The following is a 21,843-nucleotide window of genomic DNA, read 5'->3' on the forward strand; positions in this document are numbered from 1 at the left end:
CCGTCGGTCCGGATTCAGCCGAAGGTGAAGCTGTACACCTCGAGTCCGTCGCTCAGATCGATCGTCGTGTCACGGTGGCGGTAACCGTCGTCAGCGAGGTTGTACAGCCGCGGCGGGACCGAGACGTCGATCGTCCGGTCCGGGGCTCCGGGTGTGTGCACGACCGCGCGGCCGGTGCCGCCGAGAACCGCGTTGACTGATGAGGCGGTGCTGTCGAGGCGGATACGGGCGGCGTCGACCGCGCGCACCGATTCGTCGGTCACGTCGAACTCGCCCGCTAGCGCGTATGTGCTGGGCTTCGAGTCGGCGCCGAATGAGAAGGTGCGGCGTCCCACAGTCAGCGCACCGCCCGCGTAGGAGCCCTCCGAGCGCGACGCCGACACGTACATCTCCGGCGAGATCGGTCCGGAGGCCGGTCCGCCGCCGAGGTCGCCGGCACTCACGGTGGCGCCGCTGACCGGTGCCGGCAGCGCACGCTCGGGCGAGGCCTCGTGGAGCAGAGTGCGGATTCGTTGTTCCATCTCCTCGTAGCCGCCCTCACCGTAGGAGACGGCACGCACGGTGCCGTGCGCGTCGATCAGGTACTTCGCCGGCCAGTAGCGGTTGCCGTAGGCGTTCCAGATCGCGTAGTCGTTGTCCTGCACCACCGGATAGCCGATGTGTTCGTCGCCGATCGCGGCGGCCACATTGCCCGAGTCCTTCTCGAACGCGAACTCCGGCGTGTGGACTCCGACGATCTCCAGTCCCGACGTCCGGTACGCGTCCCACCACTGGCGCACGTGCGGGCCGTCGCGCAGGCAGTTGATGCACGAGTAGGTCCAGAAGTCGACGAGGACCACTTTGCCCCGGAGCCCGGCCACCGTCAGCGGGGCGCCGCCGGGCGTGTTGAACCAGCGACCGCCTCCGGTGAAGTCGGCCGCACTGCCGCAGTCGGCGAGCCCGTCGCCGCCCGTGCACGCCGCGGCACCGCCCGTCTGCCGTCCGAGTGCGCGGTTGACCGCGTCCGACTGCGACAGCGCACGGTCGACCGAGGCGGTGTACGAGGGAATCGCCGCCTGCAGCCGGGCCGGGGCGTCGAAGACGAGTGCCACCGCCAGCCCGATGAGGATCACCCCTCCCACCGCGCGGAAGGTGCGCTGCCGCCGCCGGTACGCGGCCAGCCGCTTCGCCAGCGACGCCCCCGCGACCGCGAACACGGCCAGCGGCAGTGCCGCGCCGACGGCGAACGAGACGGTCAGGACCACGGTCCGCCACCCGATGTCGCCGGTCGCGCCGGCCACCGAGATCGCGGCGAGCACCGGGCCGGCGCACGGCACGTACAGGGTGCCCAGTCCCAGGCCCAGAAGGAAGGGCGCGGCCCGCCCGCCTCGGCCCTTCGGCGTCCACCCGGGCAGTCGCGCGAACGGACGCTCCAGCACATGCGCCACCGACGGGATCAGCATGCCCAGTCCGATCAACACCAGCAGGACGATGCCGGTCCATCGCAGCAGTCCGCTCGGCAGTCCCAGCGCGGCGAGCACCAGAGTCCCGAGCAGCGTGATGAGACTGAAGCTGACCACGATTCCGCCGATGATCGCGATCGCCCGGCCCGGTGACGCCGACGTCTCGCGAGTCCCGGTCTGGGCGCCGCCGGTCACGAAGATGATCGGAATCATCGGCAGCACGCACGGCGACACCCCGGTCACCAGACCTCCGGCCAACCCCACCAGAATCATCGTCAGCATCGCGGATCCATTCCTCTCGACCGGTCTGTTCACGATTGATTCGACGCCGAGCGCGGCGGGGATTGGATCGCGGGACAGATCTCAGGGAATCGGGAACTGGACCACCATCGGTGAGGTCGGCTGCGGCGAACCGGTCATCGGCTCCACCGACAGCGAGACGCCGGCCGGCCGGCTCATGTCGGTCATGATGACGCTCGACGTGTCGGCACCGTGCACCATGCCCGCCGACTTCTTCCGCCCGTCGACGGTGATCCACACCTGGTATCCGGTCCGGTGGTCGGTCGGCGGCAGGTTCTCAACACTCACCACGGTGGCGCGCTGCGACGGTGCGTACATCGCCTTGACCGTGCCGTCGCCGACGGCACCGGTGGCCTTCTCCATGTCGGGTGCGGCGAGCACGTCGTCCATCGAGGTCCCCGAGGTCGACGTCGCCGACGGCCGGTGGTCGGCGACGACCCGCCAGGTGACGACGCCGCCCGCGGCCGCGACCGCGATGCACGCCGCTGCCGCCGCGCGCACCCAGCGGCGCGAGCGGCGCGAGCGGCCGGCGGACGGCGCGGCGGACGCCTCACCGTCCACGGCGCGCATGAGCGCGGCCCGCACCGGCGGCGGTACCGGGTCCGCGTCGGTACTCAGATCTGCCGCGGTCTCCTGCCAGGCGGCCCATGCGGCCGCACATTCGGGGCACGTCTGCAGATGCGCCTCCACCCGGCGCCTGTCGAGTTCGTCGAGCGCGTCGAGCGCGTGCAGGGGCAGCAGATCACGCGGGTGGTCGCGGGTGCTTCCAGATCGTGGATCGCTCATGGTCACCGTCCTCCCATGCAGGTCCGGAGCCGTTGCAGCCCGTCACGGATACGTGTCTTGACCGTGGCCGGACTCAGCGCGAGGGCCGCCGCGACCTCCGAGTACGGCAGTCCGCCGAAGTAGGCGCGATCGATCGCCTCGCGCGGTTTGACGGTCAGCGTGTCCAGGCAGGCCCGCACCCGGATCCGTTCGTCACGCGCCACCACGTCGTCGCTGACCGAGTCGAAGTCCGGGACGCGCGCGGCCTCGAACCGCTCGTCACGCCGGTGTTCGGCCACGTCGTGGCGCACGGTGTCGACGGCGCGGCGGTGGACGAGCGTGGTGATCCAGGCCCGCGCGCTGCCGCGGCCGCGGTCGTAGGCGCCTGCGGTGCGCCATACCTGCAGCCACGCGTCCTGCAGCACCTCCTCGCCGCGGGCGCTGCTGCCGACCACGCGTCGAGCCAGCGCCAACGTGCGCGGGCCGAGTTCGTCGAAGAGCACGTCGAAGGCGTCGCGGTCGCCTTCGCCGACCGCTTCGAGGAGGTCGTCGAACGACACCGTGCCGGTCACGACAGACTGATTCGTGTGGTCCACACCAACCATTCGACACCCGATGCGTCACGGATTGGTGTCACTGCCGATTTCGATCGAAACCAATACTCGGCCGTCTCGGCGACGAATCATCAGCGAGGGCGGCCGAGCCGGCCACCCCGTCGACGAAACGAACTCCGATGATCTCCACCTCCACCCGTCGCACCGCCGTGGTCACGCTCGCGGGCGCCGCCGCCCTGGTCGCAGTGCTCTCGGCGTGCGGCGACGACAACGACAAGACTCCGACCAGCCCGTCGACCATGTCCTCGCAGATGTCCCCCGCACCCATGTCTCAGACCCCGATGTCCCCGCCGATGTCCCAGACGCCCATGTCACCGCCGATGTCCTCGCAGATGGCACCCATGTCGCCGACGATGGCGCCGCCGGCCACCAGCGAGATGATGACTCCGCCGGGTGCGATGACGGACGAGAACGGTCCAGCCATGACCGGCCACTGACCCGAATTCACGACGTCGACCGGCCCCGTGCAGCACGCGAACGAGTTCTTGATTAGGCTCAGTGACCATGGCCGGTGACATCGTTCCCATCGAACTCGGACTGACCGAAGGCAACCTCTTCACACTGTGGGCTCCGCGGTGGCGCGAGGGCGATGACGAGTGGGAAGCGTTCCTGGGTCTGGAAGACGACCTGTACGCGTTGCCCGGCGTCGCCGAACTCGTCGCCTTCGTGCGCACAGACGACGACAACGACCTCGTCGATCACCCCGCGTGGGAGACGATCAAGAAGGTGCAGGCGGCCGAGCTGGTCCCCGACGACCGGCACAGCTACGACCTCATCGGCGTCCCCGAGCTGGCCGCCGAGGACCCGCGACCGGAGGTCCTCGGCGAGCTCGAGGACGCGCTGGAGATCGTCCGCATCATCGGCGAGGTCTGCGAACTGGCCCCGGTCACCAAGTTCTTCACGGGCAACCCGATCCTGGGCGCCGTCACGGTCGGCACCAACAACTTCGAGGGCCGCGACGGCGTCGACCTCTGGGTCCGCATCGGGCGTCTCATCGCCAAGCACTGGGACGATGTGATCGACGCTCTCGATGCGGTCATCACCGTGCCGAAGGTCGACGCCGACGCGGTGACGATCGCCGAGGACGAGTTGGCCGCGGCGGCCTCCGCCGAGGACGAGGACGAGCCCGACTTCGATGCCGAAGAAGTGGTCCTCGACGACGCCGACGACGATGACGAGCAGGACGACGACGAGGAAGACGAGATCGACGAGGACGGTTTCTGGGCCGGCGTCGGGATCGATCCCATCCGCATCTACACCGACGCCGGCGAGTTCCTGACCCTGCGCTGCTACCTCGGCGACGATCCGGTGTTCCTGGGCCGTAAGGGCACCATCTACGGTTTCGGATCGCAACGGGCGCTCACTCGCTTCCTGGCCGACAACGACGACCACGATCTGGCGAAGCTGTCGACCTTCAATGACGTGCAGGCCGCCGCCGACACCAACGAGATCGAGTACGACGTCCTCCCCGAGAACGTCTACGCGCTCCAGGGCATCGGCGAGGACATCCTGGACGGCCCGCGCCGGATCGACAGTCGCCAGCTCGATCTGGCCGTCGAACTGCTCACCGACGCCGCCGACTACGCGGGCATCGACACGGTCAACGAGGCGCTGGCCACCACCACGCCGCTCGGCTGGTTCGTCGACTACGCCATCAATCCCGACCCGAAGCGGCTCGCCCCGTCGGGCCCGTTCGACAACGAGGCCGAGGTGTGGCGCGCGCTGGTCCACGACTTCGAGGACCGCCTGGTACGGCGGGGTTAGCCGCCGCCCCGCCCCACGGCCAGTAACGCGAGCACGCCTCTACGCCCGCCTAGGCCAGTTGAGCGAGCCTCCATCCTAGGCCAGTTGAGCGAGCCTCCCTCCTAGGCCAGTTGAGCGAGCCTCCCTCCTAGCCTCCTAGGCCAGTTGAGCGAGCCTCCCCTCCTAATAGGCCAGTTGAGCGAGCCTCCCCTCCTAATAGGCCAGTTGAGCGAGCGAAGCGAGTCGAAACCCACCCCACTCAGCCCATCAGCACCTCGAACCCGGGCTTGATCACGTCGTCGATCAGGCGCAGACGCTGGTCGAACGGGAGGAACGCCGACTTCATCGCGTTGACGGTGAACCGCTCGAAATCGGCCCACCCGTAGCCGAACTGACGATGCAGGACCATGAACTCACGGCTCATGGACGTGTTGCTCATGAGGCGGTTGTCGGTGTTCACCGTCACCCGGAACCGCAGTTTCGCGAGGATGTTGAAAGGGTGATCCGTCAGCGACGCGACGGCACCGGTCTGCACATTGCTGCTCGGGCACAGTTCCAGCGGAATCCGCTTGTCGCGGACGTAGTCGGCGACTTGGCCCAGCTTCGCGCCGTCGAAGGATGAGTCGGTCGGCCGGGAGCCGGGCGGGAGCACCACGTCGTCCATCACCCGCACCCCGTGGCCGAGCCGGTCGGTGCCGCAGAACGCGACCGCCTCGTGGATCGACGGTAGCCCGAACGCCTCGCCGGCGTGGATGGTGAAGTGCGAGCACTCGCCGCGCAGGTACTCGAAGGCGTCGAGATGTCGGCTCGGCGGATTCCCGGCCTCGGCGCCCGCGATGTCGAACCCGACCACACCGCGGCCACGGAAGCGGACCGCGAGTTCGGCGATCTCGCGAGAACGCGCCGCGTGCCGCATCGCCGTCACGAGGCATCGGACGATGATCGGCCGGACTCCTCCCGACGACGCCGCGGCCTCCCCCGCCGCGAAGCCGCGCAGCACCGCCTCCACCACTTCGTCGAGGGACAGTCCCTGCTCCAGATGGAGCTCGGGAGCGAACCGCACTTCGGCGTACACCACACCGTCGGCGTGCAGATCCTCCACGCATTCGCGGGCCACCCGCTCGAGGGCGTCGGCGGTCTGCATCACGGCGACGGTGTGCGCGAACGTCTCCAGGTAGCGCTCCAGCGATCCGCTGTCAGCGGCGGTGGCGAACCACTCCGCCAGCTCGTCGGCGTCATCGGCGGGCAAGCGGTCGTAGCCGCCCCTGCGAGCGAGGTCGACGACGGTGGCCGGGCGCAGTCCCCCGTCCAGGTGATCGTGCAGCAGCACCTTCGGCGCCAACCGGCATTCTTCGACGGTGATCGTGGCGGAAGTGACCATGGCCTCGACGGTAGCGCCGATCCGGCGGCCGCGCGCGATGAGCGCGACCGCTCAGTTCAGCAGCGCCGTCAGCATCGCCCCGGCCTCAGCCACCTTCCCGGGCAGATGCCCGTTCGGGACCATGTTGATCACCAGCCCGTCGATCCCCTGGTCGAGTACCCGCCGCTGCAACTGGTCGGCGACGTCGTCCGGAGTACCGATGAACATCCGGTCGGTGGCGCGCGAGTAGGTCTCGTCGTCGATCACTTCCGGGTCCACGCCAGTCTTGCGGAGGTAGTCGTGCGCCAGGCTCCGGGCACGGTCGCCGTCCACGTCCATGATCACGAAGCTCAGGAAGCTGGTCTCCAGGGTGTCGCGATCGCGTCCGGCCTCCTCGCACCGTGCCGCGAGCGCGTCCATCTTGCGCGGCAGTTCGGAGGCGTTGCAGATGACGTTGAGGTGGTCGGCGTAGCGCGCGGCCAGACCGAAGGTCTTCTTCTCCCCGCCGCCGCCGAGCATGATCGGCAGGTCGTCGCGCAACCGAGGCTGGTTGAGCGTGTCGTGCGCCGAGTACCACTTGCCGGTCAGCTCCGGCCGCCCGCCGCGCAGCATCGGCGAGAGGATCTCGAGCGATTCCGACAGCCGCTCGAACCGATCGGTGAAGGTCCCGAATTCAAAACCCATCTGATCGTGCTCGAGCTGGAACCAACCCGCGCCGATCGCGCACACCGCCCGGCCGCCGCTGACCACGTCGAGGGTGGTGACGGTCTTGGCGAGCATCGCCGGATTGCGATACGTGTTGCCCGTGACGAGCGCCGACAGCTTGATCTCGGATGTCGCGCCCGACAGCGCACCGAGCGTGGTGTACGCCTCCAGCATCGGCTCGCTCGGCGCACCCAGTCCCGGCAGTTGGTAGAAGTGATCCATCACGAAGACGGTGTCGAAGCCGGAGCGCTCGGCCTCCCGCGCCTGCGCCGCAACGGTCGGGAAGATGTCCGCGACCGGTCCGGCGTTCTCCGGCGCGAGCGGGTCGGGGTAGGTGAAGTTGGGAATCTGGTATCCGATGCGAATCCGCTTGTCGACCATGCGATCCAACGTAGCGCCGAAAGCCAGTCCCCGCTCGTCGATTCACCCGGCGGCCGGGACCCGGTCGAGAATGCGCGAAGCGGGCCGGGACACGGGCTCGACGCGCACGTCGACCCCGCCGTCGAGGGCGGCCAGCGCACCCTCGATGCGTGTCTCGTCGTCGGTGTGAAGGGTGAGCAGCGGCTGCCCGCGGCGCACCTGGTCGCCGATGGCGGCGTGCCACACGACGCCGGCGGTCGCCGACACGGCCTGACCGGGCCTGCTGCGCCCGGCACCGAGCAGCCAGGCCGCCTGCCCCACGGCCAGCGCGTCGAGCCTCGCCAACCGGCCGTCGCGGTCGGCGATCACCTCGTGCGTGCAGCGCGGTACGGGCAACGGGGCATCCGGATCTCCGCCCTGCGCCTCGATCATCGAGCGCCAGGTGTCCATCGCCTTGCCGTTCGCCAGGTTGCGGAGCGGATCCACGTCGTGCATCCCGGAGGCGTCGAGCATCTCCGACGCCAGCGCCGCCGTCAGTTCCACCACGTCCGCGGGACCGCCGCCGGCCAGCACTTCCAGGGACTCGGCGACTTCGACGGCGTTGCCCGCGGTGCGGCCCAGCGGCGTCGCCATGTCGGTCAGGAGGGCGCTGGTACGCACGCCCGCGTCCGCACCGAGCGCCACCATCGTCTCGGCGAGCTCCCGCGCGTCGGCCATGTCCTTCATGAACGCGCCGGAGCCCACCTTGACGTCGAGCACCAGCGACTGCGTGCCCTCCGCGATCTTCTTGCTCATGATGCTGCTGGCGATCAGCGGGATCGACGCGACGGTCCCGGTCACGTCGCGCAGTGCGTACAGCTTGCGGTCGGCGGGCGCGAGGTCGGCGGTCGCCGCGCAGATCACCGCACCGACCCTGCCCAGTTGACTGCGCATCGCGTCCACGGACACCTCGGCCCGCCATCCCGGTATGCACTCGAGCTTGTCGAGGGTGCCGCCGGTGTGACCGAGCCCGCGGCCGGACAACTGCGGCACCGCGACTCCGTACGACGCGACCAGCGGCGTGAGCGGCAGCGTGATCTTGTCGCCCACGCCGCCGGTGGAGTGCTTGTCGACGGTCGGCACCCGCCGGCCGCCGCGCCGCAGGTCCGAGAAGTCCATCGTGATGCCGGAGTCGATCATCGCGGCGGTCCAGTCTCCGATCTCGCGACGGGTCATCCCGCGCAGGACGATCGCCATCAGCAGCGCCGACATCTGCTCCGGAGCCACGTCGCCCGCGGTGAATCCGGCGATCATCCCGCGGATCTGCTCACCGGTCAGTTCGCGGCCGTCCTTCTTGGCCAGGATCGCGTCGACCGGCTCGAGCGATGCGGTCACCGGATCGCCTCCAGGTGGCCCGGGCCGAAGGCGTCCGGCAGCAGTTCCCGCAGCGGCCGAGGCCCCCCGGCCGAGTCGACGAGAAGCTCCTCGCCGCCGAACTCCAGGAGCACCTGTCGGCAGCGGCCGCACGGGGTCAGCACGCTGCCGCGCGCGTCACAGACGCTCACCGCTATCAGTCGTTCGCGCGAGGCGCGATCGGCGTCCATACGACCGAGAGAAATGCCCGCCGCGACCATCGACACCTCGGCGCAGAGCCCTAAGCCGTATGAGACATTCTCCACATTGCTTCCGGTGATGATCTGGCCGCTGAGTGTGATTCCCGCCGCACCGACCGCAAAGCCGGAGTAGGGGGCGTATGCCCTGGTCATCGCCGTCGACGCCGCGTTTCGCAATGAATCGAAGTCGATTCCCGCAGTCAATTGATCCCCTCTCCACACAAATCACCGTAGGTAAGGCACACCTAATTAAATCGGTGGACCTTGGTCACATTGCTCCGGCAATTTACGACAACACTCAGCTTAGGTTTAAAGTCAGGAGCATTGGGTCTTGCAGCGACCTACGCGTGCGCTTGCGGTCCCACCCCAAGTCCACGACAACGGAGGCGTAGTTTCGCGATGAGCACCCCCACAGAGGTTGCACCGGCACCGGTGCGCAAGCGCTCTCTCTACAGAGGTGACCCAGGCATGTGGTCGTGGGTGTTGCACCGCATCACCGGCGTGTCCATCTTCTTCTTCCTCTTCGTGCACGTGCTCGACACCGCCGTCATCCGGGTCAACGAGAACACGTACACCGAGATCATCGACACCTACAAGACGCCGATCATCGGCCTCATGGAGATCGGTCTCGTCTTCTGCGTGCTCTACCACGCCCTCAACGGTCTGCGCGTCATCCTCGTCGACTTCTGGTCGAAGGGCGCCAAGTACCAGCGCCAGATGCTGTGGGCCATCCTCACCGTCTTCGCGATCGTGTTCATCGCGGCTGCCGTGCGCATGCTGCAGATCCTGATCACGCACGCGCTTTAAGGGAGCTGAGAAACAATGACTGAAGCAAAGACCCTCGGCACCGCCTACGACCGCCCCGCCAGCCTGGACGCGCCGGGTGCCCCGCGCATCCGCAGCCGCGGCAACTTCGAGAAGAACGCGTGGCTGTTCATGCGTTTCTCGGGCCTGGCCCTCATCGTCCTGACGTTCGGCCACATGTTCATCATGCTCATGTGGGACAGCGGCGTGCACCGCATCGACGCGTCGTTCGTCGCAGACCGCTGGAAGTCGCCGTTCTGGCAGGTCTGGGATCTTTTCATGCTCTGGCTCGCGCAGCTGCACGGCGGCAACGGCGTCCGCACGGTGATCGCCGACTACTCGCGCAAGGACTCCACCCGCTTCTGGCTGAACACCTTGCTCGCCCTGTCGATGATCCTGATCCTCGTGCTGGGCACCTACGCGATCCTCACCTTCGGCAGCGCCAGCTAAGGAGAACTAGAAACCCATGCAGGAACACCGCTATGACGTGGTCATCGTCGGCGCCGGCGGCGCCGGTATGCGCGCTGCCATCGAGGCCGCACCGCGGGCCCGCACCGCAGTCCTGACCAAGCTCTACCCCACCCGCTCGCACACCGGCGCGGCACAGGGCGGCATGTGCGCCGCTCTGGCCAACGTCGAAGAGGACAACTGGGAGTGGCACACCTTCGACACGGTCAAGGGCGGCGACTACATCGTCGACCAGGACGCCGCTGAGATCATGGCCAAGGAGGCCATCGACGCGGTGCTCGACCTGGAGAAGATGGGTCTGCCGTTCAACCGCACCCCCGAGGGCCGCATCGACCAGCGCCGCTTCGGCGGTCACACCCGCGACCACGGCAAGGCGCCGGTCCGCCGCGCCTGCTACGCCGCGGACCGCACCGGTCACATGATCCTTCAGACCCTGTACCAGAACTGCGTCAAGCACGACGTCGAGTTCTTCAACGAGTTCTACGCTCTGGACGTCAACATGACGACCGACGAGAACGGCGAGCCCGTCGCCAACGGTGTCGTCGCGTACGAGTTGGCCACCGGCGAGATCCACGTCTTCCACGCCAAGTCGATCGTCTTCGCCACCGGCGGTTCGGGTCGCATGTACAAGACCACGTCCAATGCGCACACGCTCACCGGCGACGGCATGGGCATCATCTTCCGCAAGGGCCTGCCGCTGGAGGACATGGAGTTCCACCAGTTCCATCCGACGGGTCTGGCCGGTCTGGGCATCCTGATCTCCGAGGCGGTCCGAGGCGAGGGCGGCATCCTCCGCAACGCCGACGGCGAACGCTTCATGGAGCGGTACGCACCCACGATCAAGGACCTCGCCCCGCGTGACATCGTCGCCCGGTCGATGGTGCTCGAGGTGCTCGAAGGCCGCGGCGCCGGACCCAACAAGGACTACGTCTACATCGACGTGCGCCACCTGGGCGAGGACGTGCTCAACGAGAAGCTCCCGGACATCACCGAGTTCTCGCGCACCTACCTGGGCGTGGACCCGGTCACCGAGTTGGTCCCGGTGTACCCCACCTGCCACTACGTGATGGGCGGCATCCCGACCAACGTCCGCGGCCAGGTGCTCGCGAACAACGAGCAGATCGTTCACGGTCTGTTCGCCGCCGGCGAGTGCGCCTGCGTGTCGGTCCACGGCGCGAACCGCCTGGGCACCAACTCGCTCCTCGACATCAACGTCTTCGGTCGCCGCGCCGGAATCGCCGCTGCCGAGTACGCCAACTCCACCGACTTCACCGAGCAGGTGGAGAACCCGACGGCGATGGTCGACGGCTGGCTCGCCGGCCTGCTGTCCGAGCACGGCAACGAGCGCGTGGCCGACATCCGCACCGAACTGCAGCAGACCATGGACAACAACGCGTCCGTGTTCCGCACCGACGAGACCCTGAACAAGGCGCTCGCCGATGTCCGCGCACTCAAGGAGCGGTACAACCACATCCGCGTCCACGACAAGGGCAAGCGCTTCAACAGCGATCTGCTCGAGGCCGTCGAGCTGGGCTTCCTGCTCGAACTGGCCGAGGTCACCGTCGCCGGTGCGCTCAACCGCAAGGAGTCGCGCGGCGGTCACGCCCGCGAGGACTTCCCGAAGCGCGACGACGAGAACTACCTGGTGCACACCATGGCGTACAAGAAGGGCGACGGCCTGCTCGCCGACATCGAGCTCGACTACAAGCCCGTCGTTCAGACCCGCTACGAGCCGATGGAGCGTAAGTACTGATGACTGCCACACTCGAATCCACCCCGGCGACCAATGAGCCCCCGCTGCCTCCGGTTCCGGCCGAGGCGACGATGGTCACGCTGAAGATCTACCGGTTCAACCCGGAGAACCCGGACGCCCAGGGCTTCGAGAGCTTCCGTGTCCCGGCGCTGCCGACCGACCGCCTGCTCAACCTGCTCCTGTACGTCAAGGGTTACCTGGACGGCTCGCTGACCTTCCGCCGCAGCTGCGCCCACGGCGTCTGCGGTTCGGACGCGATGCGGATCAACGGCGTCAACCGGCTGGCCTGCAAGCTCCTCATGAAGGATCTGCTGCCGAAGGACTCGTCCAAGGAGATCACCATCACCATCGAGCCCATCAAGGGCCTCCCGGTGGAGAAGGACCTCGTGGTCGACATGGAGCCGTTCTTCGACGCGTACCGCGCCATCAAGCCGTTCCTGATCACCTCGGGCAACGAGCCGACGTACGAGCGGATCCAGAGCCAGGCCGACCGCGCCCGGTTCGACGACACCACCAAGTGCATCCTGTGTGCGTGCTGCACCACGAGCTGCCCGGTGTTCTGGAACGAGGGATCGTACTTCGGACCGGCCGCGATCGTGAACGCTCACCGGTTCATCTTCGACAGCCGTGACGAGGGCGCCGCCGAGCGTCTCGACATCCTCAACGACGTCGACGGTGTGTGGCGCTGCCGCACCACCTTCAACTGCACCGACGCATGCCCCCGCGGCATCCAGGTGACGCAGGCGATCCAGGAAGTCAAGCGCGCCCTGATGTTCGCCCGCTAGAAGCAGACCTTTCTCTGCAGCCCCGACGAGGCCCCCGGTTACTTCCGGGGGCCTCGTCGTCTGCGCCGCGGGCAGCGCTTGTTTCGACTCGCTTCGCTCGCTCAACTGGCCTGGAGTTCGCTCGCTCAACTGGCCTGGAGTTCGCTCGCTCAACTGGCCTGCAGAAGGCCTGGGACTGTCGAACGCTCCCCCAGGCTGGTTGAGCGAGCGAAGCGAGTCGAAACCACCCGCACCCGGACGCCGAGCGGAGCGAGTCGAAACCACCCGCACCCGGACGCCGAGCGCGGACCGCCCGACGACCGCCCTGTAGGGTGACGCTCGTCATGAGCATGTCCGTCTTGAAGCGCGCCGCGGCGACGGTCGCCGCGTTCGGCGTCGTCGCGGCGCTGTGCGCACCGCCCTCGTCGGCCGATCCGGCCGTGGCGGTCACTCCTCCGGTGCCGATGACCACCCCGAACACCGACGCATGCCCGCATCGCACCGATCCGCCGCCCGCGGTCGACGAATCCGAAGCGGTCGCTCCCGGCGTCCCCTCGCCCTCGCCGCTGCCGGTGCCCCAGCGGCCAGTCGGCGGTGACGCGCTCGGCGGATGCGGCGTAGTCGCCGACCCCGCGGCGGGCCCGCTGCCCGACCGTCTCAACTCCTCCGGCTGGCTGATCGCCGACCTCGACTCGGGTCGAGTGATCGCCGCGAAGGATCCGCACGGCCGGTACCGCCCGGCGTCGACCATCAAGGTCCTGCTCGCGCTCGTCGTCCTCGACGAACTCGACCTCGACTCGTCTGTGGAACCGACGCCCGCGGACTGGTCGATGGAGGGCGACTCCTGCGGGATGGGCCCGGGCGGCCGCTACACGGTGCGCGACCTGCTCACCGGCCTGCTGGTCGTCTCCGGCAACGACTGCGCCTCCGCGCTGGCCGGGCGTCTCGGCGGGCATGACGCGGCGCTGGCGAAGATGAACGCGAAGGCCGCCCGGCTCGGCGCCGACGACACCCGTGCGGCCAGCCCGTCGGGCCTGGACGCACCGGGGATGTCGACCTCGCCGTTCGATCTGGCGGTGATCTTCCGAGAGGCGATGCGGAATCCGGTGTTCCGTCAGATCGTCGCACTGAGGACCTTCACCTTCCCCGGCTATCCGAAACGGCCAGACGTTCCCGGCGACGTCGACCATCCGGCATGGACGATGCACACGTCGAACACCCTGCTCCGCGACGGCTGGCCCGGGATGCTCGGCGGCAAGACCGGGTACACCGACGACGCCCTGAAGACCTTCGTCGGCGCCGCCGAGCGCCACGGCCGCAGGGTGATCGTGACTCAGATGTACGGGCTCAACGAAGCCGACAACATGTACTCACAGCAGGCTGAGCGGATGTTCGACTACGGGTTCGCGGCCCCGTCAGACACCTCCGTCGGAACACTCGACGTCGCCGATCCGCCACCGGCCGCCGCCACGACCGCCGAGCCGGGCCACGACGATCCCTCGCCCGCCTCGGTCTGGACGGCAGGGCTCGTGGCCTTCGCCGCCGTGTGTCTCACCGCCGCGGCAGTCCTGTGGCGGAAGCGATCACGGCGCTGACTCAGCGATCGTGACGGCCGAGCCAGCCGGCCAGCCCCGCCGCCGCGGCGCCGATCCCGGCCGCGGCGATCAGACGGCGCGCCTGCTTCTCCGGCTCCGCCTCATACACCGGCGCCAGGACCACGGGTTCGGCTTCCGGCTCCTCCGGGTGCTCGAGCTCGTCGACGATCAGGAACCGCTCGTTGTTCGGGTCGGCGGCGCTCCAGGCGGCCGCGTAGAGCACGATCCGGGAAGCGAGATAGGCGAAGACCATCACACCGATGATCGGCCCGAACGCGGTGCCCGCCGGGCTCCCCAACACCTTCTGCAGATACAGGCTGCTCACCGATTTCAGGATCTCGAACACGACCGCCGTGCCGAGGGCCGGCCACAGGATCGCGCGTGCCGACACCGTGCAGCGCGGCATCCACGCGAGAACCACGATGAACAGCACCCAGGTGGCGGCCACCCCGACGATCACCGACGCCGCGCGCAGCAGGAAAGTCATGAGCCAGTTGTCGAGCAGACCCAGATAGTCGGTGATCTGCGAGCCCAGCGGCCCGGTGGACACGATGTTCAGTCCGATGGTGACGAGGAACAGCAGTCCGAGCGCCACGAACGTGCCGAGGTCGTACAGTTTGCCGAGAATCGCGTTGTTCTTGACGCGCCCGCCCCACATCTCCGTGAGACCGTTGCGCATCAACGTCATCCAGCCGATACCGGTCAGCGCCGCGGTCACCAGACCGATCACACCGACCGTGCGGCGCGAGGCGATGGCGGAGTCGATCACCGAGTTCAGCTGATCCCCGAGCTCGCCGGGCACGTGTTCGACGATCGCATCGGTGATATCGGTCAGCAGCGCGGGATTCCAGACCAGCACGAAGGCTGCGGTGGCGAACGACACCATCAGGATCGGGACGAGAGCCAGGATGCCGATGAAGCTGATCGCCGCGGCGTAGGCATTTCCGCGACGCTCGTTGTACCGGTCGAGCGTCGCGACGACGTGGCGCAGCAGGCCCCACCGGTCGATCGACGCGTCGTACAGCGCCTTCAGCCGGGCGATGATCTCCTTGATGCGGTCCATGCTCCCCTTCGTCTCGGCCACGTCACTCCCCGCGGCGTCGTCGCTCGGACCCTACCCGGTGATCAGCCGGGCAGCAGGAATCCGACCTTGTCGTAGACGGCGGCGACGGTGTCCGACGCGATCTCCCGAGCGCGTGCGGCTCCGTCGGCGAGGATGCCGTCCAGGTGAGCCCGATCGGCCAGGATCTCTTCGACGCGACCGCGCAACGGCGTGACGAACTCCGTGAGGATGTCGGCGGTATCGACTTTCAGCTCACCGTATCCCTTGCTCTCGTACGACGCGACGATTTCGTCCATCGCACGCCCGGTCAGCGCCGCTTGAATGGTGAGGAGGTTGGAGACGCCCGGTTTGTTCTCGCGGTCGAAGGCGACGACCCTGTCATTGTCGGTGACGGCCGAGCGGATCTTCTTGGCCGACCGCTTCGGTTCATCGAGCAGAGAGATCAGACCCGAGTCGGAGTCGGCCGATTTGCTCATCTTCGCCGTCGGGTTCTGGAGGTCGTAGATCTTGGCGAACTCTTCGACGATGTACGGCTTCGGCACCGTCAGCGTCTTGCCGTATCGCTTGTTGAAGCGCTGGGCGAGGTCGCGCGTCAGTTCCAGATGCTGCCGCTGGTCCTCGCCCACCGGAACGCTGTCGACCTGGAAGGCGAGGATGTCGGCCGCCATCAGGATCGGATAGGTGAACAGGCCTACGCCGGCAGCATCGGTTCCCGACTTCGCCGACTTGTCCTTGAACTGCGTCATCCGGCTGGCCTCGCCGAACCCGGTGAGACACGACAGCACCCAGGTCAGCTGCGCGATCTCCGGAACGTGCGACTGCACGTAGATGGTCGCGCGCTTCGGGTCGACGCCGACCGCCAGCAATTGTGCGACGCTGCGTCGGGTGCGCTCCCGCAGCACCTTCGGGTCCTGCGGAACCGTGATCGCATGCATGTCCGGGATGAAGTAGAAGGCCTCGTCGAACTCGTCCTGAAGCTGCACCCACTGCCGGACCGCGCCGAGGTAGTTCCCGAGGTGGAACGAGTCGCTGGTCGGCTGGATTCCGGACAGGACGCGGCGGCGCGGTGCAGGCCGCGATACAGGCGATGTCATGACCTCAATTGTTTCAGACCCGGACAATCGAGTTTCCGACGGTCGCGGACTGGCTTCCGCGCCGGTCGATCGGCCGACGAAACACCGAAATCGTGTCGCCATGTGTGACATGTCCGGTCATTGGATCGTCACGTGGTCACCACCACTGTTAGCTTCAGGCTTCAACCGGTCACCGCACCGGCCTCTCCCTCCTGGTCAATCCCTTCCGAACAACGGAGCCCCCATGAAGCTGTCCCTCGTCAAGCGCGGCGCGATCGTCGCTGCTGCCGCCGCCGTCGCGGGCGCCGGACTCACCGCTGCCCCCGCGGTCACCGGTGCCGTCGGCGGCGCCTCGGCCGCCACCTGCAAGTCGGAGTCGACCGAGACTGTCAGCGACGCCATCATTCCCAGCATCAAGTACATCTTCCAGAAGTCTGCACCCGCCGAGGTCGGCCAGGGTGCATCGATTACCTATTCGATCTCCGTCAGCACAACCGGCGCAGGTAACCCGTACGTGCAGGGCGTCTGGGACACCCCGCCGGCGGAACTACGTGATGTGAAGCCGACGGTCAAGGTCAAGGCGTTCACCCTGCTCGGCGGCATTCTCGGCGGCGGCGGTGCGTTCGACAAACTCATCCAGGAACGGGCCGTCGCACCCGGCGACGTCACCAAAGACAACGCCAGCTGGCGGATCAGCCACACCGGGTGGGCGATCTTCGCTGGTCAGGCATACACGGCGAGCTTCACTTACCAGCTCCCCAGCAGCGTTCGAGTCGGAAAGCAGCTCACCAGCGGCGGTGCCGCCGTGCGAGGAACGCCGGATTGGTCGATCGGTTCGAAGCAGATGCCGAACCTGACCGCCTGCACCACGGTGCGCGCACCCAACGCCGGCGAGGCGATCACTGGCAGCCTGGACTCGGCGGGCCTGGGCTCCTCGGAGGGGCAGCTCTCGAGCACCGGCTCGCTCACCGACATGATTCCGGCCATCATCGGCGGCGCCGTCGGCGGACAGGACGACTGACCTCCACCGACACCGACACATAGGCGACGGGCCCGCTCCATGGGAGCGGGCCCGTCGTCGGTTTCTCGACATGAGAGGGATGAAGTCCGACCTCGGATTCGTGCCATCGCCCGCGCCGCGAATCGGCTCCTCGGCTGTGTGCGTGCCAGGATCGCACCGAAGCGCCCTTGGCGCAGTCACTGATGATTCTCTCTGAACGGTGGTCCCGCATGAAGCGAATCCCCTTGTCCCGCACGACTTCTCTCGTCACCGCAGCCGCCCTGATCTGCGGTGGCCTCACCGCCGCCTCCGTCGGCGCGGCAGGTGGCGCCGACGCCGCGACCTGCTCGTCGGCCAGCCGCACCACCAAGAAGGCCACCCTAGCGACGCATAACTACTCCAAGTCGGTGACCCAGACCGCCGGTGCGCTCGCGAAGGTGACCTACACGATCGACGTCGGCACCTCCGGTGCCGGCAATCCGTACGTCAACTCGATCACCGACACCCCGCCCGCCGGATTCGGGAAGCCGACGGCGAAGGTGAGGGCGTACCACTTCCTCACCGGCCTCAAAGAAGAGGCGGTTCCGGTGACTGCGTCCGGTACCGGCTGGAAGGTCTCGAACACGGGCTGGTCGGTGACCTCGAGCCATCCCGTCACGGCGTCGTTCACCTACGACATGCCGCTGTCGAAGTTTCCCGGCTTCCCGGTCACCAGCGGCGGCATCGCCGTCACCGGAACTGTCGGGGTCGAAGGCGACTTCCCCGGTCTCACCGCGTGCTTCCTGACTCGCCCGATGTCTCCCGGCGAGGCGATCGGCAGCGTCAGCGGCGATCTGTCCAGTTCCGGGTCCACCCAGGACATCATCAGCGAGGTGGTGGCCGGACTGGTCGGCGGCGTGATCGGCGGCATCGGCAGCGGAAGCAAATCGGCCAGCTGACGGATGCGCCCCGGAGGCCGCGGACCGCTCAGCCGAATACCGCGGTCACCGGGGCGTGATCGGACCACCGAAGGTTGTACGCGCCGGCTCGATCAACCCGCGTCCGTTGCGCTCGTGCAGCCAATGCCGGCGTCGCGAGGTGGTAGTCGATACGCCAGCCGGCGTCGTTGTCGAACGCCTTGCCCCGCCACGACCACCACGCGTACGGCCCAGCGACGTCGCCGTGATGCTCGCGCGCCACGTCCACCCAGCCGGCCTCCAGCAGTCCGGCGACCCATGCCCGCTCGTGCGGGAGGAAACCCGCGTTTTTGAGATTGCCCTTCCAGTTCTTGATGTCGCGCTCGTCGGGCGCGATGTTCCAGTCACCCGCCACCACCGCCAGTCCCCCGGTGCCGAGCAGTTTGTCGAGGTAGGGCCGGAACACTTCGAGGAAGCGCCGCTTCTCCTCGTACTTCTCGATGTCTTTCTCCTGCTCGGTCGGCGCCGCCCCCGTCGGCAGATACAGGCTCGCCGCGGTCACCGTCTCACCGCCGAAGTCGAAATCCGCCTCGATGTACCGTCCCGCCGTGTCGAACTCGTCGCTGCCGAAACCGACCCGCACCTGCGAGGGTGCGCGGCGAGACAGGATCCCGACGCCGGCGCGGCCCTTGACCGACGATTCCGTGTGCACGAAGTGCCACCCGGCATCCAGCGCGGGCTGCAGCGCCTTGCGAGCGATCGCGTCGCCTGCCCTCACCTCTTGCATCAGCACCACGTCGGGTGCGGCGTCCTCGAGCCACGGGAGCATGCCCGGATTGTCGTCCGAGCGCTGCTTCACAGCGGCACGGATCCCGTTGACGTTGATCGTGGTGATGGAGAACGGTGTGGTCACGGGACCACCCTAGCGACCGCTTCGGACATCGCCCACGGGCTCGTCTCCGACCGGAACCGCGACCTCCCGCTGCGGCATCTCCTCGCCGGACCGCCGCGCAGCCGCCACCGCCGCCGCGAGCACCAGCACGCCGCCCACCGCGAGGACCGCACCGACCAGTGACGGTGCCCGGTAACCGAGACCGTGGGCGATCACCAGCCCGCCGACCCATGCGCCGAGAGCGTTGGCGACGTTCAGCGCCGAATGGTTGAGCGCGGCCGCGATCGTCTGCGCATCGTGCGCGACGTCCATCAGTCGCGTCTGCAGCCCGGGGATGGCGGCCGATCCGGAACAGCCGACGAAGAAGGTCATGATCACGGCCGGCCACCCGGTGGACACCAGGAGCGCGAACAGCACCAGCGCCGACGCTGCGCTCGCCATGCCGATGGCGATGGCCTTGTCGCCCAGGCGGTCGGCGAGACGGCCGCCGAGGTAATTGCCGCTCACCATTCCCGCGCCGAACAGCATCAGCGCGATCGGCACCGCGGCCTCCGACAGTCCGCCCAGCGAGGTGAGCGCGGTGTTCAGATACGTGTAGAAGGCGAAGAAGCCGCCGAATCCCACCACGCCGACCAGCAGCGTCAGCCAGATCTGCCCGTGGCGGAGTCCGCCGAGTTCAGTGGCGGGATCGGTGGTGCGCATCGACCGCAGATCGGGCACCACGCGCCACAGCGCGAGCACCGTCACAGCACCGATCACCACGACGAGGGCGAGGGCGGCGCGCCACCCGAGCGCCTGGCCCAGCCAGGTGGCCGCCGGCACCCCGAGGACGTTGGCCACCGACAGTCCCATCATCACCTGCCCCACCGCCTGCGCACGGCGGCCGGGGCCGGCGAGGTGGGCGGCGACCAACGAGGCCACGCCGAAATACGCCCCGTGCGGCAGCCCGGCGACGAAGCGTGCGGCCATCAGCGTCGGATAGTTCTGCGCCACCAGACTCAGCGCATTGCCGAGAGTGAACGCCACCATGAGTGCGATCAACAGCGTCCGTCGCGACACCCGGGCCGCGAGCACCGCGATCAGCGGAGCGCCCACCACCACGCCCAGCGCATAGGCGGAGATCAGGTGCCCGGCGGTCGGCTCACTGACGCCGAGGCTCGACGCGATGTTCGGCAGCAGCCCCATCGCGACGAACTCGGTGGTTCCGATGCCGAACCCGCCGAGCGCGAGTGCTCCGACCACCCAGCCTACCCGCCGAGCCGGATGCTCGCCGTCGCACGATGCCGCCACGTCCTGAGTCTCGGTGTCCACCCGATGCGCAACACCCGCACACCGAGCGCCATTCCACAGACCGCGGTGACCTCCGACACCCGGAGGAGAGGACTACCGCAGCGCGGCCTGCAGATTGTCGTCGAGGGCGCCCAGGAACTCCTCGGTGGTGAGGTACGCCTGGTCGCCGCCGACCAGCAGTGCCAGGTCCTTGGTCATCTTCCCCGACTCGACGGTCTTGATGACGACGTCCTCGAGCTTCTCCGCGAACTCGCGCACCTCGGGGGTGTTGTCGAGCTTGCCGCGGTGGTCCAGACCACGCGTCCAGGCGAAGATCGACGCGATCGGATTGGTCGACGTCGGCTTGCCCTGCTGGTGCTGCCGGTAGTGCCGGGTCACGGTGCCGTGCGCGGCCTCGGCCTCACAGGTCTGGCCGTCGGGTGTCATCAGAACCGAGGTCATCAGTCCGAGCGAGCCGTAGCCCTGGGCCACGGTGTCCGACTGGACGTCGCCGTCGTAGTTCTTGCACGCCCAGACGTAGCCGCCCTCCCACTTGAGCGACGAGGCGACCATGTCGTCGATCAGCCGGTGCTCGTAGTGCAGTCCCGCGGCATCGAACTCGGCCTTGAACTCACGCTCGAAGACGTCGGCGAAGATGTCCTTGAACGCGCCGTCGTAGGCCTTGAGGATGGTGTTCTTGGTGGACAGGTACACCGGATAGTTGCGCTGCAGACCGTAGTTGAACGACGCGCGCGCGAAATCTTCGATCGACTTGTTGAAGTTGTACATGCCCATCACGACGCCGCCCGACTCCGGGATTCGGACGATCTCGTGCTCGATCGGCTCGCTCCCGTCGTCGGGCGTGTACGTGATGGTGACCGTGCCCGCCGAGGGCACCTTGAAGTCGGTGGCGCGGTACTGGTCACCGAAGGCGTGACGCCCGACGACCACCGGCTTGGTCCAGCCGGGCACCAGCCGAGGCACGTTCGAGATCAGGATCGGAGCGCGGAAGATGGTGCCGCCGAGGATGTTCCGAATGGTGCCGTTCGGCGATCGCCACATCTTCTTGAGACCGAATTCCTCGACGCGGGCCTCGTCGGGGGTGATGGTGGCGCACTTGACGCCGACACCGTGCTTCTGAATCGCGTGCGCGGCGTCCACGGTGACCTGATCGTCGGTCGCGTCGCGGTTCTCGATCCCGAGGTCGTAGTAGTCCAGATCGATGTCGAGGTAGGGGTGGATCAGCTTCTCTTTGATGAACTGCCAGATGATTCGCGTCATCTCGTCGCCGTCGAGTTCGACGACGGTGCCCTCGACCTTGATCTTGCCCATATGGCTCTGTGCCCTCCTCAGCAGTAGACCGCCGGCCACTCGTCCTCAAACGT

Annotated in this window: 22 protein-coding genes; 8 read left to right on the forward strand and 14 right to left on the reverse strand. The window is 67.8% G+C overall.

Annotation, left to right across the window (positions count from 1 at the left end):
- Window positions 1–14: 14 nt before the first annotated feature.
- The 5 genes from ACE11G_RS12350 to ACE11G_RS12370 form a co-directional block, all read right to left on the reverse strand.
- Window positions 15–1,724: a cytochrome c biogenesis protein CcdA gene (locus ACE11G_RS12350; protein ID WP_375002359.1), complete on the reverse strand. Its 1,710-nt coding sequence runs from the start codon at window positions 1,722–1,724 to the stop codon at window positions 15–17.
- 81 nt (window positions 1,725–1,805) lie between these two features.
- A complete protein-coding gene (locus ACE11G_RS12355; protein WP_062367069.1) occupies window positions 1,806–2,528 on the reverse strand; it encodes an anti-sigma factor domain-containing protein in 723 nt (240 codons plus the stop codon).
- A 2-nt stretch (window positions 2,529–2,530) separates the two neighbouring features.
- Window positions 2,531–3,079: a sigma-70 family RNA polymerase sigma factor gene (locus ACE11G_RS12360; RefSeq protein ID WP_231875706.1), complete on the reverse strand. Its 549-nt coding sequence runs from the start codon at window positions 3,077–3,079 to the stop codon at window positions 2,531–2,533.
- Window positions 3,080–3,140: 61 nt separating this feature from the next.
- Complete coding sequence (locus ACE11G_RS12365; RefSeq protein WP_375002362.1) at window positions 3,141–3,389, reverse strand: hypothetical protein; 249 nt, start codon at window positions 3,387–3,389, stop codon at window positions 3,141–3,143.
- Between the two features lie 3 nt (window positions 3,390–3,392).
- Complete coding sequence (locus ACE11G_RS12370) at window positions 3,393–3,545, reverse strand: hypothetical protein (protein WP_156479425.1); 153 nt, start codon at window positions 3,543–3,545, stop codon at window positions 3,393–3,395.
- Between the two features lie 80 nt (window positions 3,546–3,625).
- Here ACE11G_RS12370 and ACE11G_RS12375 point away from each other — a divergent pair, with 80 nt between their 5' ends.
- The gene (locus ACE11G_RS12375) at window positions 3,626–4,885 is read left to right on the forward strand and encodes a primosomal protein (protein WP_375002364.1); all 1,260 of its coding nucleotides are present in this window, start codon (window positions 3,626–3,628) and stop codon (window positions 4,883–4,885) included.
- Between the two features lie 238 nt (window positions 4,886–5,123).
- On the opposite strand, the gene ACE11G_RS12380 is transcribed toward ACE11G_RS12375, so the two are convergent.
- The 4 genes from ACE11G_RS12380 to ACE11G_RS12395 are packed head-to-tail and all read right to left on the reverse strand — an operon-like array spanning window position 5,124 to window position 9,085.
- Window positions 5,124–6,245 carry an adenosine deaminase gene (locus tag ACE11G_RS12380; protein ID WP_375002366.1) on the reverse strand — a complete coding sequence of 374 codons (1,122 nt, stop codon included), beginning with the start codon at window positions 6,243–6,245 and terminating at the stop codon, window positions 5,124–5,126.
- 51 nt (window positions 6,246–6,296) lie between these two features.
- Window positions 6,297–7,310 (reverse strand): LLM class F420-dependent oxidoreductase, encoded by a 1,014-nt coding sequence (locus tag ACE11G_RS12385; protein ID WP_375002368.1) that lies wholly within the window; start codon window positions 7,308–7,310, stop codon window positions 6,297–6,299.
- Window positions 7,311–7,352: 42 nt separating this feature from the next.
- A complete protein-coding gene (locus ACE11G_RS12390) occupies window positions 7,353–8,663 on the reverse strand; it encodes a thymidine phosphorylase (RefSeq protein WP_375002370.1) in 1,311 nt (436 codons plus the stop codon).
- Entirely contained in the window at window positions 8,660–9,085 is a 426-nt protein-coding gene (locus ACE11G_RS12395) for a cytidine deaminase (RefSeq protein WP_062367169.1), read from the reverse strand. Before ACE11G_RS12395 ends, ACE11G_RS12390 begins: the two co-directional genes overlap by 4 nt.
- A gap of 195 nt (window positions 9,086–9,280) precedes the next feature.
- Between ACE11G_RS12395 and sdhC the strand changes: the two genes are divergently transcribed.
- The 5 genes from sdhC to ACE11G_RS12420 all read left to right on the forward strand — a co-directional run bounded on the left by sdhC (window position 9,281) and on the right by ACE11G_RS12420 (window position 14,265).
- Window positions 9,281–9,688, forward strand: a complete 408-nt coding sequence (gene sdhC, locus ACE11G_RS12400; protein ID WP_006897243.1) for a succinate dehydrogenase, cytochrome b556 subunit — start codon at window positions 9,281–9,283, stop codon at window positions 9,686–9,688.
- A gap of 15 nt (window positions 9,689–9,703) precedes the next feature.
- Entirely contained in the window at window positions 9,704–10,135 is a 432-nt protein-coding gene (locus ACE11G_RS12405; protein WP_006897242.1) for a succinate dehydrogenase hydrophobic membrane anchor subunit, read from the forward strand.
- A 16-nt stretch (window positions 10,136–10,151) separates the two neighbouring features.
- Window positions 10,152–11,906 (forward strand): succinate dehydrogenase flavoprotein subunit, encoded by a 1,755-nt coding sequence (gene sdhA, locus ACE11G_RS12410; RefSeq protein WP_006897241.1) that lies wholly within the window; start codon window positions 10,152–10,154, stop codon window positions 11,904–11,906.
- Window positions 11,906–12,691 carry a succinate dehydrogenase iron-sulfur subunit gene (locus ACE11G_RS12415; protein WP_006897240.1) on the forward strand — a complete coding sequence of 262 codons (786 nt, stop codon included), beginning with the start codon at window positions 11,906–11,908 and terminating at the stop codon, window positions 12,689–12,691. Before sdhA ends, ACE11G_RS12415 begins: the two co-directional genes overlap by 1 nt.
- 323 nt (window positions 12,692–13,014) lie before the next feature.
- On the forward strand, window positions 13,015–14,265 hold the full coding sequence (locus ACE11G_RS12420) for a D-alanyl-D-alanine carboxypeptidase family protein (protein ID WP_062367171.1): 1,251 nt from the start codon (window positions 13,015–13,017) through the stop codon (window positions 14,263–14,265).
- Window position 14,266: 1 nt separating this feature from the next.
- Here the strand turns inward: ACE11G_RS12420 and ACE11G_RS12425 are convergent, their stop codons facing one another.
- A complete protein-coding gene (locus tag ACE11G_RS12425) occupies window positions 14,267–15,328 on the reverse strand; it encodes a YhjD/YihY/BrkB family envelope integrity protein (RefSeq protein ID WP_062367173.1) in 1,062 nt (353 codons plus the stop codon).
- A gap of 62 nt (window positions 15,329–15,390) precedes the next feature.
- A complete protein-coding gene (trpS, locus tag ACE11G_RS12430) occupies window positions 15,391–16,422 on the reverse strand; it encodes a tryptophan--tRNA ligase (protein ID WP_375002374.1) in 1,032 nt (343 codons plus the stop codon).
- On the opposite strand from trpS, the gene ACE11G_RS12435 reads away from it, so the two are divergent.
- On the forward strand, window positions 16,421–17,422 hold the full coding sequence (locus ACE11G_RS12435) for a hypothetical protein (RefSeq protein WP_375002376.1): 1,002 nt from the start codon (window positions 16,421–16,423) through the stop codon (window positions 17,420–17,422). The two genes, trpS and ACE11G_RS12435, sit on opposite strands and share 2 nt — an antisense overlap.
- Window positions 17,423–17,631: 209 nt before the next feature.
- Window positions 17,632–18,339: a hypothetical protein gene (locus ACE11G_RS12440; RefSeq protein WP_006897235.1), complete on the forward strand. Its 708-nt coding sequence runs from the start codon at window positions 17,632–17,634 to the stop codon at window positions 18,337–18,339.
- 28 nt (window positions 18,340–18,367) lie between these two features.
- Here the strand turns inward: ACE11G_RS12440 and ACE11G_RS12445 are convergent, their stop codons facing one another.
- The 3 genes from ACE11G_RS12445 to ACE11G_RS12455 form a co-directional block, all read right to left on the reverse strand.
- The gene (locus ACE11G_RS12445) at window positions 18,368–19,210 is read right to left on the reverse strand and encodes an exodeoxyribonuclease III (RefSeq protein ID WP_062367076.1); all 843 of its coding nucleotides are present in this window, start codon (window positions 19,208–19,210) and stop codon (window positions 18,368–18,370) included.
- Between the two features lie 9 nt (window positions 19,211–19,219).
- Window positions 19,220–20,479 (reverse strand): MFS transporter, encoded by a 1,260-nt coding sequence (locus ACE11G_RS12450; protein ID WP_231650279.1) that lies wholly within the window; start codon window positions 20,477–20,479, stop codon window positions 19,220–19,222.
- Window positions 20,480–20,572: 93 nt separating this feature from the next.
- Window positions 20,573–21,790 (reverse strand): NADP-dependent isocitrate dehydrogenase, encoded by a 1,218-nt coding sequence (locus ACE11G_RS12455; protein WP_006897232.1) that lies wholly within the window; start codon window positions 21,788–21,790, stop codon window positions 20,573–20,575.
- Window positions 21,791–21,843 lie beyond the last annotated feature (53 nt).

Source organism: Gordonia sp. PS3, assembly GCF_041950545.1.
GTDB lineage: Bacteria > Actinomycetota > Actinomycetes > Mycobacteriales > Mycobacteriaceae > Gordonia > Gordonia sihwensis.